Below are 13,269 nucleotides of genomic sequence, written 5' to 3' on the forward strand. Positions count from 1 at the left end.
AATCTCAGGTCCTGAGGAGACCCTTAAGGCGATATAGCGCCTCGAGCGCCTCGCGCGGCGACATTCCATCGACATCCAGGTCCTTCAACGCCGTATCGATGACACTGGGCGCCGCCTTCGCGGGCGCCTGCATGGCCTGACTCATCGCGAACAGCGGCAGATCGTCGAGCTTGGCCGGTGACTCGTCCTTGGTCTCCAGGCGATCCAGCACCTCGCGGGCGCGCGCCACAACGGGCGCCGGCACGCCGGCCAGCTTGGCCACCTGCACCCCGTAAGAACGGTCGGCTGGACCGGCGGCAGCCTCGTGCAGGAACACCAGATCGCCGTTCCACTCCTTGGCCCGCAGGGACAGGTTGGAGACGTGGTCCAGCCGCTCCTCCAGCGTCGCCAGCTCGTGATAGTGGGTGGCGAACAGGGCGCGGCAGCGGTTGGTGTCGTGCAGAGCCTCAGCGCAAGCCCAGGCTATGGCCAGGCCGTCATAGGTGGCCGTGCCCCGGCCGATCTCGTCCAGGATCACCAGGCTGCGCGGCGTGGCCTGGGTGAGGATGGCGGCGGTCTCGACCATCTCCATCATGAAGGTCGAGCGGCCCCGGGCCAGATCATCGCCCGCGCCGACGCGGCTGAACAGCCGGTCCACCACGCCCAGCCGGAAATGGGCGGCGGGCACGAAGCAGCCGGACTGGGCCAGGATCGCCAGCAGGGCGTTCTGGCGCAGGAAGGTCGACTTGCCGGCCATGTTGGGGCCGGTGACGATGGACAGGCGCGGGCCAAATTCGCCCGAGGCGTCCAGACAGCAATTGTTGGGCGTATAGGGATCGCCCGCCCGCTTCACCGCGGCCTCGACCACCGGGTGGCGGGCGGCCTGGGCGTCAAAGGTCAGAGAGCGGTCGACGATGGGGCGCGTGGCCCCGCCGTCCTGCGCCCACTCCGCCAGCGCGGCGGCGACATCGAGCCGGGCCAAGGCCTCGGCGGCGATCTGGATCGCGTCGGCCAGCAGGCGGGCGACCTCGCGCCAGGTCTCGAAGGCGGCGATCTCCATGGCCAGCACTCGCTCGCCGGCCTGGGCGATGCGGGCGTCCAGATCGGCCAGCTCCACAGTGGTGAAGCGCACCTGGTTGGCGAGCGTTTGGCGGTGGATGAAGGTGGCGTTCAGCGGCGGCTGGAACAGCGGGTCGGCCTTGCCGGCCGTGGCCTCGACGAAATAGCCCAGCACCCCGTTATGGCGGATCTTCAGCGGTACTCCGCTGTCCATGACCAGCTGGGCCTCCAGGGCGATGATCACCTTGCGGCTGTCGTCGCGCAGGGCGCGGGCCTCGTCCAGTTCCTCACGGACCCCGGAGGCGACGAAGCCGCCGTCGCGGGCCAGGGCCGGCAGGTCAGGGCCTAGCCCCGCCTCCAGCGCCGCCAGAAAACCGCCGAGCCCCTCATGCAGGTCGGGCGTCAGGGCGCGGAAAGCGTGCTCCAGCTCGAACGGCGGCGACGATAGGGCGTCGCCGGAGCTGGCGACCATGGCGGCCAACTGCTCGCCCACCTTCAGCGTGTCGCGGATGCAGCCCAGGTCGCGCGGCCCGCCCCGGCCCAGCGCCAGACGCGACAGGGCGCGAGCCATGTCGCCCGAACCCTTCAGGCCCTCGCGCAGACGCTGGCGCAGCGAGCGATGCTCGACGAACCATTCGACGGCGTCCAGGCGCTGGTCGATGGCGGCGGGGTCGAGCAGCGGGCGCGCCAGCCGCGAGGCCAGCAGGCGCGCGCCGCCGGACGTGATGGTGCGGTCGATGGCGGCCAGCAGGGATCCGTCCCGCGCGCCGGTCTGGGTGCGGTCGATCTCCAGACTGCCCCGTGTGGCGGGGTCGATGGCCATGACGTCGGCGTCGGCCGCCCGACGCGGCGCCCGCAGCGCCGGCAGGCGTCCCGCCTGGGTCATTTCCAGATGGGCGGCGATCAGGCCCAGAGCCCCGATCTCGGCCGGCGACAGACCGCCAAAGCCATCGAGGGTGTCAACGCCATAGAGCCGCTTGACCCGCGCCTCGGACGCCTGGGGTTCGGACAGGGCCGACGGCATGGGCTGAACCAGCCCGCCGCAGATCTTCAGGGTCTGGGACAGCTGGTCGTCGGACAGCAATCGGTCGGCGACCAGGGTCTCGGACGGGGCCAAGGCCGCCAGAATCGCGGCCACCCCGTCCTTGGTGACCGAGAACACCTCGACCTCGCCGGTCGACAGCTCGACCGAGGCCACGGCGGCCTGCCCCGCGCGCACGGCCACGGCCGCCAGGCGGTTGGCGCCCCGCGCGTCCAGCAGGCCGTCCTCGGTCAGGGTGCCGGGGGTGACCACCCGCACGATGTCGCGGCGGACGATCGACTTGGAGCCGCGCTTCCTGGCCTCGGCCGGGTCTTCCATCTGCTCGCAGACGGCGACCTTGAAGCCCAGGCGGATCAGCTTGGAGAGATAGGCCTCGGCCGCGTGCTGCGGCACACCGGCCATCGGGATCGGCTCGCCCGCATGGGTGCCCCGGAAGGTCTGGGAGATGCCCAAGGCCGCCGCCGCCCGGATCGCGTCGTCGAAGAACAACTCGTAGAAATCGCCCATCCGGAAGAAGATCAGGGCGTCCGGCTGCCGCGCCTTCATCTCGAAGAACTGCTGCATCACCGGCGTCGCGCCGGTGGCGTCGTAGGTCTGGATGGGGGGAGCGGCGGGGGCGTTCATCGCCCGGGAAACTACAGAGCGTCGCGGTCCGCGTTAAGAGCGATTCTCGCAAAGGCGTTAGAGAGCAATTTGCAATTCAGGCAAATTTCTAGACGATCAAGTCGATGGACTGCGCGGCCTTCTCTACACTATTTGATACTCTTCGTGCCCCCGCCAAGGGCCTTTTTGAGCCTGCGTTCGACCTTTACGATATCCTCAGATGGCGGCAGGTTTTCCGGCATGGTCCCGCCGATATCTCGAATGGCGTCGCGGACCTTTTTACCCACCTCGAAGTGAACCGCATTTGCGGCATCCTTGCCCTTAGTCCCGTCGCGCCGAAGTTTTTCTTCGGTTTGGGTTGCGCGGAAGAGGTTTGCGGCCAATTCGGTGCTGCCCATGTGGTCAAGAATGTTTTGCTTGGCTCTAAGCCCCCTCTTACGCTGAATGCCTAAGCGATCGAGGCCTCCATACAGACCCCTATAGCCAAATGTTTGAAATATCGCGAAATCCAGTGGCTGAACAACACCGGCACCTTTCGCCGCGCTAGCAAGATTTCTATTGTGTTCTTTGATCTCGTCTCGAAGAAGCAATCGCTTTTGATCTTCAGAAAGCGGGATATAGTCGCTCTCTTCCTCTTCTCTGATTTCTTGCTTTCGCGTCTGTATTGCGAAGTACGTTTGCGCAAACGCGATGGGCTTTTTCCGCGAGTCCCCATTTTGGGCGACTAGATAACAAGCGTATCTGGTGAGGCGCATGTCATCGATCTCGCGCTCCGCGCCAGAACCGATAGGGACCATTTTCCGCACGTCCGCAAAATGGTCTGTGACGGATTGTCCGCTGGAGCGGCAGGATTCCTTTGCCTTCTCGACCACGTCAAGAAAGCTGTCCCATTTGGCATAGCCAAGAAGCTCCTGGAGATCGCGAGCATCCCAGAACTCGACCCCGCCATCATCAACCTGAGCGGCGTCTTCAAAGCTCGATATGAGACGTTCTATGGGATCATCACCCATCTGCCCGAGCGCGCTCTCAAAGGCGATGCCCGCGAGCTTTCCAGATTTGGAATTTTCGTCAGCCAAAATGCACCTCCAGATCAAATTCAGAACAATGATAGAACGATTCTGAATTCAACCATAGGCCGCCTAGCGACCCCTAGCTCCCCGTGACCTCATCCCAGAACCGCTTGGCCTTGCCGACGAAGTTGGCTGACTTGGGGTTCTGTTTCTCGCCGCACAGATCGGCCAGCTCCTTGAGGAGCTCCTTCTGACGGGCCGAGAGGTGGGTCGGGGTTTCGACGAACAGCTCCACCACCAGGTCGCCGCGCTGGCGGCTGCGCAGGGAGGGCATGCCCCGGCCCTTGAGGCGGACGGTCTTGCCGGTCTGGGCGCCTTCGGGAACCTTGACGGCGATCTTGCAATTGCCGTCGCAGGCTTCGCCGCCCATCAGGCAGGGGGCGTCGATGTCGCCGCCCAGGGCGGCCACGGTCATCGGCACCGGCACGGTGCAGAGCAAGTCCAGGCCGTCGCGCTCGAACAGCTCGTGCGGGATCACCGACAGGAAAATGTAGAGGTCGCCGCGCGGGCCGCTGCGGGCTCCGGCGTCGCCTTCGCCCGACAGGCGGATGCGGGCGCCGTCATCGACGCCAGCGGGAATGCGCACCGACAGGATGCGCTCGCGGCGCACCTGGCCATGGCCATTGCAGTTCTGGCAGGGATCCAGCACCAGCCGGCCCGAACCGCCGCAGCGGGGGCAGCCGCGCTCGACCGCGAAGAAGCCTTGAGTAGCCCGCACGCGGCCATGACCGCCGCAGGTGCCGCAGACCGTAGGACTGGTGCCCACCTTGGCGCCCGAGCCGTCGCAGACCTCGCAGGTGATGGCGGCGGGAACCTTGATCTCGACCTCGGCGCCGGCATAGGCCTGCTCCAGGGAGATCTCCAGATCGTAGCGCAGGTCCTGGCCGCGCTGGGGACCGTTCGACTGGCGACGACCGCCGCCGAACATTTCGCCGAACACGTCGCCGAAGACGTCGTTGAAGATATCGCTGGGATCGCCGCCGAAGCCGCCATTGCCGCCGCCTTGCGCGCCATTGACGCCGGCATGGCCGAACCGGTCATAGGCCGCGCGCTTCTGGGGATCGGAGAGGACGCTGTAGGCCTCGTTGATTTCCTTGAACCGGCCGGACGCATCCTCGCAGCCGCCATTGCGGTCGGGGTGGTGTTCCATCGCCAGCTTGCGGAACGCGGCCTTCAGGCCCGCGTCGTCGGCGGTCCGGGTCACGCCCAGGATTTCGTAATAGTCGCGCATCGTCAGCGTCTGGCGCCCAAAAGGCCCACGGGAGAGGCGTTGATAGGAAGAGAGGTGGTGTTTTCCGCCGCGCGACGCAAGGCGTCACGAGTGCGCGGATCAAGCGATCGCGGCCGCGGAACGATCATGGTGAAGACGTTCCGCGGCGCGCGCATGGCGAACTAGTTCGCCGGCTTGTTTTCGTCGACTTCCTCGAACTCGGCGTCGACGACGCCATCGTCCGCGGCGGGGCTCTCGTCATCCGTCGAGTCCGACTGGGCGGCGTACATGGCCTCGCCCAGCTTCATCGAGGCCTGACGCAGGGCGTCGGTCTTGGCCTTGATCAGATCGACGTCTTCGCCTTCAAGAGCGGTCTTCAGGTCGGTCAGGCCGGTCTCGATGGCGGTCTTGTCGTCGCCCGAGACCTTGTCGCCGTGCTCGGCCATGGCCTTTTCCGTGGCGTGCACGGTGGCCTCGCCCTGGTTCTTGGCCTCGACCAGCGCCTTCTTCTTCTCGTCGCCGGCCTTGTTGGCCTCGGCTTCCTTGACCATGCGCTCGATGTCAGCATCGCTCAGGCCGCCATTGGCCTGGATGCGGATCGAGTGCTCCTTGTTGGTGGCCTTGTCCTTGGCGTGGACATTGACGATGCCGTTGGCGTCGATGTCGAAGGTGACCTCGATCTGCGGGATGCCGCGCGGGGCCGGCGGAATGCCCTGCAGGTCGAACTGACCGAGGAACTTGTTGTCGACAGCCATGGGACGCTCGCCCTGGAAGGCGCGGATCGTCACGGCCGACTGGTTGTCGTCGGCGGTCGAAAAGGTCTGCGAGCGCTTGGTCGGGATGGTGGTGTTGCGCTCGATCAGCGGGGTGAACACGCCGCCCAGGGTCTCGATGCCCAGGGTCAGAGGGGTCACGTCCAGCAGCAGCACGTCCTTGACGTCGCCTTGCAGAACGCCGGCCTGAACGGCGGCGCCCAGGGCCACGACTTCGTCAGGATTGACGCCCTTGTGCGGCTCGCGGCCAAAGAAGTCCTGCACCGCCTGCTGGACCTTGGGCATGCGGCTCATGCCCCCGACCAGGATCACTTCGTCGATGTCGCTCTTCTTGAGACCGGCGTCCTTCAGGGCCTGTTCGCACGGACCGATGGTGCGCGTGATCAGGTCTTCGACCAGGGCTTCCAGCTTGGAGCGCGACAGCTTGATGTTCAGGTGCAGCGGACCCGAAGCGTTCATCGAGATGAAGGGCAGGTTCACTTCGTACTGAGCGGTGCTCGACAGTTCCTTCTTGGCCTTTTCGGCCTCCTCGCGAAGGCGCTGCAGGGCCAGCTTGTCCTTGCGCAGGTCGACGCCCTGCTCCTTCTTGAACTCGTCGGCCAGGTAATCGACGATCCTCAGGTCGAAGTCCTCGCCGCCCAGGAAGGTGTCGCCGTTGGTCGACTTCACCTCGAAGACGCCGTCGCCGATTTCCAGGACCGAAACGTCGAAGGTGCCGCCGCCAAGGTCGTAGACGGCGATCTTCTTGCCTTCGTTCATGTCCAGGCCGTAGGCTAGGGCGGCCGCGGTCGGCTCGTTGATGATGCGCAGGACTTCCAGGCCGGCGATCTTGCCGGCGTCCTTGGTCGCCTGACGCTGGGCGTCGTTGAAATAGGCCGGGACGGTGATCACGGCCCGGGTGACCGGTTCGCCCAGGTGGCTCTCGGCGGCTTCCTTCATCTTCTGCAGGATGAAGGCGGAAACTTCCTGCGGGCTGTAGTCCTTGCCCTGGGCCTTGACCCAGGCGTCGCCGGTCGGACCCTTGACGATGTCATAGGGGACCATGGCCTTGTCCTTGGCCACGACGGGGTCGGCGAAGTTGCGGCCGATCAGGCGCTTGATCGCGAACAGCGTGTTGGTCGGGTTGGTGACGGCCTGACGCTTGGCGGGCTGGCCAACCAGGCGCTCGCCGTCCTCGAGGAAAGCGACCACCGACGGGGTGGTGCGAGCGCCTTCGGCGTTCTCGATCACCTTGGGGGTCTTGCCGTCCATGATGGCCACGCACGAATTCGTGGTGCCAAGGTCGATACCGATAATCTTGCTCATATTAAACCTGTCGCTCCTGCTGGCGGACGGCGGTGACAAGGGCCTTAGACGCAAGCGCCCCGGTTTTTCTCGCTCCGTCCCCGTCTGGTCGAACTCTCTAACGGTTGATCCAATCCTCCCCATCTCGACGAAAGTCGAGCGGGCAGAGGTGCGTTCCTCGAAGTTGACGAGCCCGTCAACCCCGCTTGGAAGCCGATATGGGGGATGCATACCGCCCCGCAAGCCCATTCCCTCATCTTACGAAGGGGAATCTGCAAGCTGTGCAATGGAAAATGGCTGCGCGCCCAAGGTCTTGAGCGGACGCAGCCATCGTCAGGTCAGAGACGCTGTGGCGTTCAGCCGCCGGTCTTTTTCACCCAGGTGGTGATCTGCGGCAACTGGCCCTCGCGCACCGAAAGGCGGTAGGACACCGCCGCCTTGGCCTTCTCGACTTCCCGCGCCAAGGTCGGATCCGATGCGGTCAAGGCGTCAAGCTTGGCGAGCATGGCCCGATCCGACGAGCGAGCACCCAGCGAGGCCAGGTAGCCGGTACGGCCCGAAGCGTCGACCTTGGCCTCCACCGCCGCCTTGTTGACCACGGCGAAGTCGAAGGCCAGGTCGGGATGCACGCCGGCGACCTTGCTGATGATGTTGGGCGAGGTCGTCGCGCCGGGCTCGTCGGTCATGGCCAGATCCAGCGCCCGCTTGGCCAGGGCCGGATCGCGGGCGGCGCCCAGCAACGTGTAGAGCTCGGTACGCAACAGGGCGTTGGTCTCGGCCTTGGCCTGGGCGCGCATGGCGTCCCAGCCGGCGGTGTCGGCCTGGGCCGCAACGATGCCCAGGATGGTCTTGCGCAGCGGGCCGGGCACGGCGGCGGGGTCGGTCTTGTCGGCGGCGTAGCGGCGCTTGGCCTCGGCTGCGACAGCCGGATCACCCAAGCGGCCCAGGACAGCGATCACGTCGCCGCGCAGGGTGGCTTCCGGACCGCTTTCATCCGGCTTGGCGGTCCAGCCGACCCGGGTCATCAGCGGCGACAGCCTGGCCAGGGCCACCTTGCGGAACCTGGCCTGCTCGGTCGGCATGCCGTCATAGTAGCCGTCGATGGCGCCGTAGATGGACGTGACGCGGCTCCAGATCTTCGGATCGGCCGAAATCGGCGTGGCGATGGACAGGTCCAGGGCGTCGGTAGCCGGCTGCAAGCCGGCCAGGCCCAGGGCGTAGACGTCGCTGAGCAGGCCAAGCTGGTCGATCGGCTGCAGGCTGCCGAAGCTGCCCGCCAGACCCTTGAACAGTTCCGGCGTGTAGAGAGTGCGGAAATAGCCGGCCTGGCCGGCATTGACGACCACGGGGCCGCAGCCCGGCACGGCCACCCTCGCCTCGCCATTCTCGACCAGGGCCTGGACCGGCGCGCCGCCCGAGACGGCGCGCGAGGCGACCGGCACGCCCCAGCGCAACGGCGTCTTGCCCGGACGATCCTTGGTGAACTCGCCCTGGGTGAGGGTCAGCTGCGAGGCGCCATTGACGCAGGCCCCGCCGGAGACGGTGATCAGCGGCACGCCGGGCTGCAGGGTGAAGTCGCGGGCGATGGCCTTGATCGGCTTGCCTGCCGCAGTCTCGACGGCGCCCCACAGGTCGTCGGTGACGGTGCTGCCATAGGTGTTGGCCTTGATGTAGCTGCGCACGCCGTCGCGCCAGGCGTCGGCGCCGGCATAGGCCTCCAGCATGCCGATGACGGCCTGGCCCTTCTGGTAGGTGATCCCGTCAAAGGCCTCGCTGGCCTCCTCGACGGTCTTCATCGGCTGCACCACCGGGTGGGTGGTGACCAGGGCGTCCAGGCCCATGGCGTATTCACGGCCGGCGATGGCGTTCAGGGCGCTGTTCCACTCGGGGAAGAACTTCTCGGTCGTGCGGCCCTCAAGCCAGGTCGCGAAACCCTCGTTCAGCCACAGGTCGTCCCACCAGGCCATGGTGACCAGATTGCCGAACCACTGGTGGGCGGTCTCGTGGGCGACGGTAGTGTAGACGCCTTCGCGATCTTCCTGGGTCGACAGGGCCGGATCCAGCAGCAGGGCGTATTCGAAATAGAAGATCGCGCCCCAGTTCTCCATCGCGGCGAAGAACTGGCTCTGGCCCGGGGCGGCGATGTGATCCAGCTTCGGCAGCGGATAGTTCACGCCGAAATAGTCGTTGTACCACTCCAGGATCGGGCCGGCCGACTTCAGGGCGAACTGCGCCTGGGCCAGGTCGCCCTTCTTGGTGATCACGCCAATCTCGGCGCCGGCGGCGGTGGTCGTCGCACGCTCGAACTCGCCCAGGCCGAAGAACAGCAGGTAGGTCGACATCTTGGGCGACGCGGCGAAGGTCACCCGGCTCTTGCCGCCGGGGAGATCGACCGTCTTCTCGACCGGCATGTTGCTGATCGCCATCTGACCGGTGGGCACGGTGGCCGTCAGCTTGAAGATGGCCTTATAGAAGGGCTCGTCCCACGAAGGGATGAACCGGCGAGCGTCAGGCGCTTCGAACTGGGTGTAGATCGCGCGCTTCTTGCCGGCGCCGGTCTCGTAGTCGAGGGCGAACAGGCCGGTGGCCCGGGTGTTGATCTTGCCCGCATAGTCGATCGACAACACATGGCGGCCCTTGGTCAGGGGCTTTGCGAAGGTGAAGCTGGCGGTCTGGGCCTTTTCGTCCGTCGCGATGGTCGCCGCGCCGGCGCCCTTGACCGAGGCCTTGGAGAAGGTCAGCTCGTTGGCCTGCAGGACGATGGTCGTCGTGGGCTCAAGCACCGCGACCGTGATCCGGACCGAGCCGGTGAAGGTCAGGTTGGCGATGTCGGGCGTGAAGTTCACGTCATAGTGCGAAGGGACGACCGTGCGCGGCAACTGGGTAGTGACGGTCTGGGCGGTCGCGCCCGGGGTCTTGCTGGCGGGCGCTGCGAAAGCGCTGCTCGTGGCTCCAGTGGCGGCGAGAAGAAGCACGGCGACGGCCGCGGAAGACAAGAGACGACGCATGAACGGCCCTGAGGTGGAAAATTTCATCGACCAGATCGGCCAAGGGCGCAAACCAACACCTTTCGTCCGCATCCGGCGCGTTAAATATACGTAATGATCAATCCGCTCTCTGTCGTTCCGGGTTTCGATCTCTGGCCAGGCTTCCTTTCGCCTGGAGCCCAGGCGGAGTTGGTCGCCGCCGTGTTCGAAGCCGCCGAAACCGCGCCCTTCACCAACTACGCCACCGCCTATGGAAAGACGATGAGCGTCGGCATGACCAGTTTCGGACCTCTGGGCTGGACCAGCGACGCGAGCGGCTATCGCTATGCCGAGGCCCACCCGGGCACGGTTCAGCCCTGGCCGGCCATGCCCCGGGCGCTGCTGAATCTCTGGGCGGAGCTGGGCGACCCGGACACGCCGCCCGACGCTTGCCTGATCAACCTCTATCGCGGCGACGCCCGCATGGGTCCGCACCAGGATCGGGACGAGGCCGATCCGCGCTTTCCGGTGCTGTCGATCTCGCTAGGCGACACGGCGGTGTTCCGGATCGGCGGGACCTCGCGCAAAGACCCGACCCGCAGCCTGAAACTGGCTTCGGGCGATGTCTGCCGCCTGTCGGGGCCGGCGCGACTGGCCTTTCACGGCGTGGACCGGATCCTCGCTGGTTCCTCTGGCCTTGTCACGGATGGGGGGCGGATCAATCTGACGCTGCGGCGGGCGCGGCCGGCACACCCACCTTCCCGATAAAATCCGGTCATCCCGGGGCTTGTCCCCGGGACCCATGGTTCAGCTTTCATGTGAAGCGACGGCGAGATGCGCCGCATCTCTCCCCTCTCGCACCTGCGGCGGAGAGACGGGTCCCGGGGACAAGCCCCGGGATGACGGAGCTATTTTGGATTTTCACCTCACAACGCTCGACGCCTACAAGGGGTCGCACATCGCGGGCGTCAAAAGAAAAGGGGGCCGCCCCATCGGACGACCCCCCTCAACCTCGAACCTGACACAGCAGAAACCGGTGACCCGTCCCGCCCCCGGCCTAGCCGCGCAGCTTGCGCGCCAGGACCTCCAGGTCGTGGTTCAGGGCGCTGTCGTCGACGCGCAGGGCCTCGATGCGGCGCACGGCGTGCAGGACGGTGGTGTGGTCGCGGCCGCCAAAGCGGCGGCCGATGTCGGGCAGCGAACGGGTGGTCAGCTGCTTGGCCAGCCACATGGCTGCCTGGCGCGGACGGGCGATGGCGCGGTTGCGACGCTCGCTCAGCAGATCGGCCTGTTTCATGCCGTAGTGGTCGGCGGTGGCCTTCTGGATGTCGTCGATGGTGATGCGCTTCTCGCCCGACCGCAGGTGCGGACGCAGGATCGCGTGGACCTCATCGAGGGTCAGACGCGACAGGCCCTCGCCGGCCCGGGCCGACAGGGTGTTGAGCGCGCCTTCCAGCTCGCGGACGCTGTCGGTGAAGCGGTCGGCCAGGAACTGCAGAACCTCGGGACGCATGGTCGGCTCGAAGCCCTGCGCGCCCGATAGGGTCTGGATCTTGCGCTCCAGAATGCCAAGGCGCAGCGAGCGGTCGGCCGGCTCCAGGCCGCAGACCAGGCCCGCCGAAAGGTGCGAGCGCAGATGAGCGTCCATCTCGGTCATGGCCGACGGCGGACGATCCGACGAGAACACGACTCGGCGGCCCTCCTCGACCAGCGCGGTCAGGGTGTGGAACAGCTCTTCCTGCGTGGATTGCTTGCCGGCGATGAAGTGCACGTCGTCGATGATCAGCAGGTCGGCAGCCCGTAGCTCTTCCTTGAAGGCCGCCGTCTGGCGATCCATCACGGCGCGCACGAAGGTCGACAGGAAGCGCTCGGCCGTCAGATAGACCACACGCTTGGTCGGGGCCTGACGCATGGCCTCCCAGGCCAGGGCGTTGAGCAGGTGGGTCTTTCCAAAGCCATAGGGGCCGTGGAACAGAACCGGGTTGAAGTGGCCATCGGCCCAGCTCGACACCCGGCGCGCCACGGCGTGGGCGAATTCATTGGCGGGACCCGGGACGAAGGTCTCGAAGGTGAAGCGTTCCTGCAGACCCTGGGTCCGCGAAGGCTTGCCTGTCGACACCGGCGCCACGCTGGGGGCATCGGTGGAGACGGGCAGGACGATCTCGATAGGCTCGGCCTTGGCGGCGTCGACATAGGCGCCGGCCGAGGCTTCGAATTCCAGACGCGACTTCAGGTCGATGCGACGCGCCATCGGATCGTTGGCGGTCCACAGCTCGCCGATACGGCGCCAGGCGCTGCGACGGATCCAGTCGCGGGCGATCCCGGTCGGCGTGACCAGAACCACATCGCCAGAGGGACCTTCACGCAGCAGAGCCGGAGCGATCCACGACCCGAAGGACGCATCGCCCAGTTCCCGCTTCAGCGCCACGCAGACCTTGTGCCAGACGCCGCCGGCTGGCTCACAGGCAACCGCTGGAATCGCAGCCGAAAAATCCTGGCTCGCCATCCCACCCTTGATTGTCATTAGTCCACCGCCTCATAGATAAAACGCGCCCGTAAGCCTGCCGCACGCCCCCCAATGGCAAACGACCGGTTTTCTCAACGCACACGGGGGCTTAGTCAACAGAACGCATGGTTCTGCCGCCGCCGTTTTTTCCAAAGACTGGAAGAGCGCTGAGACGCCTAAACTAGCCAGCCGCCCCTGCTGGTCAAACGGAAAACTTGCGTCCGGGATCGGATATTTCTGTTGACTCGCGAGAGCCCCTCGCCTGGCAAGGGAATAGTTAAGTCAGCTATTTTTCGGACACTGTTATTTTAGTAAAGCGTGCGTTTGAGCGCAAAGCAAAAGCCGGTTGGATTGCTCCAACCGGCTACTGTAAATACTTGAATTTGCTGAACGAACGGCGTTCGTCCTGAATCTGGACTAGGCGGCGGCCTTATCCAGCTTCTTCAGGCGGGCGGCAAGGCGCGAGACCTTGCGAGAACCCGTGTTCGGATGAACCACGCCCTTGGAAACGGCGCGCATCAGCTCCGATTGAGCCTCGATAAAGGCGGTCTTGGCGACGGCGGCATCGCCGGCCGCCAGCGCGTCTTCGAATTTGCGGAGGAACGTACGCACGCGCGAACGGCGGGCGGTGTTCACCTCGGTGCGACGGGCGATCTTGCGGATCGCTTTCTTGGCGCCGGGATTATTGGCCATAGGTAGGACCTTCAAACGGACAGCCGCGCGGGACAGCCGCGAAGCAGGGAAAATCTTGAGCGCGCGGATATACGGGAACCCTTG

General features: G+C 65.8%; 8 protein-coding genes. 1 reads left to right on the top strand and 7 read right to left on the bottom strand.

What is annotated here, in order from left to right; genetic code table 11:
- Positions 1-4: 4 nt before the first annotated feature.
- The 5 genes from mutS to ACP69S_RS04205 all read right to left on the bottom strand — a co-directional run bounded on the left by mutS (position 5) and on the right by ACP69S_RS04205 (position 10,028).
- Positions 5-2,704, bottom strand: coding sequence for a DNA mismatch repair protein MutS (gene mutS / locus ACP69S_RS04185; protein WP_425995156.1), 2,700 nt, complete (start codon positions 2,702-2,704; stop codon positions 5-7).
- Between the two features lie 128 nt (positions 2,705-2,832).
- A complete protein-coding gene (gene dinD / locus ACP69S_RS04190; RefSeq protein WP_425995158.1) occupies positions 2,833-3,759 on the bottom strand; it encodes a DNA damage-inducible protein D in 927 nt (308 codons plus the stop codon).
- Positions 3,760-3,832: 73 nt separating this feature from the next.
- Complete coding sequence (gene dnaJ / locus ACP69S_RS04195) at positions 3,833-4,984, bottom strand: molecular chaperone DnaJ (protein WP_425995160.1); 1,152 nt, start codon at positions 4,982-4,984, stop codon at positions 3,833-3,835.
- Positions 4,985-5,145: 161 nt separating this feature from the next.
- Complete coding sequence (gene dnaK, locus ACP69S_RS04200; protein WP_425995162.1) at positions 5,146-7,041, bottom strand: molecular chaperone DnaK; 1,896 nt, start codon at positions 7,039-7,041, stop codon at positions 5,146-5,148.
- Positions 7,042-7,376: 335 nt separating this feature from the next.
- A complete protein-coding gene (locus ACP69S_RS04205) occupies positions 7,377-10,028 on the bottom strand; it encodes a M1 family metallopeptidase (protein WP_425995164.1) in 2,652 nt (883 codons plus the stop codon).
- Between the two features lie 93 nt (positions 10,029-10,121).
- Here ACP69S_RS04205 and ACP69S_RS04210 point away from each other — a divergent pair, with 93 nt between their 5' ends.
- Positions 10,122-10,754: an alpha-ketoglutarate-dependent dioxygenase AlkB gene (locus tag ACP69S_RS04210; RefSeq protein ID WP_425995166.1), complete on the top strand. Its 633-nt coding sequence runs from the start codon at positions 10,122-10,124 to the stop codon at positions 10,752-10,754.
- Positions 10,755-11,043: 289 nt separating this feature from the next.
- Here ACP69S_RS04210 and dnaA read toward each other — a convergent pair whose 3' ends face one another.
- On the bottom strand, positions 11,044-12,510 hold the full coding sequence (gene dnaA / locus ACP69S_RS04215; protein WP_425995168.1) for a chromosomal replication initiator protein DnaA: 1,467 nt from the start codon (positions 12,508-12,510) through the stop codon (positions 11,044-11,046).
- Between the two features lie 399 nt (positions 12,511-12,909).
- Positions 12,910-13,185, bottom strand: a complete 276-nt coding sequence (gene rpsT, locus ACP69S_RS04220) for a 30S ribosomal protein S20 (RefSeq protein WP_425995170.1) — start codon at positions 13,183-13,185, stop codon at positions 12,910-12,912.
- Between the last annotated feature and the right edge of the window lie 84 nt (positions 13,186-13,269).

Origin of the sequence: Caulobacter sp. DWR1-3-2b1 (assembly GCF_049895765.1) — a bacterium.
Taxonomy (GTDB): Bacteria; Pseudomonadota; Alphaproteobacteria; order Caulobacterales; family Caulobacteraceae; genus Caulobacter.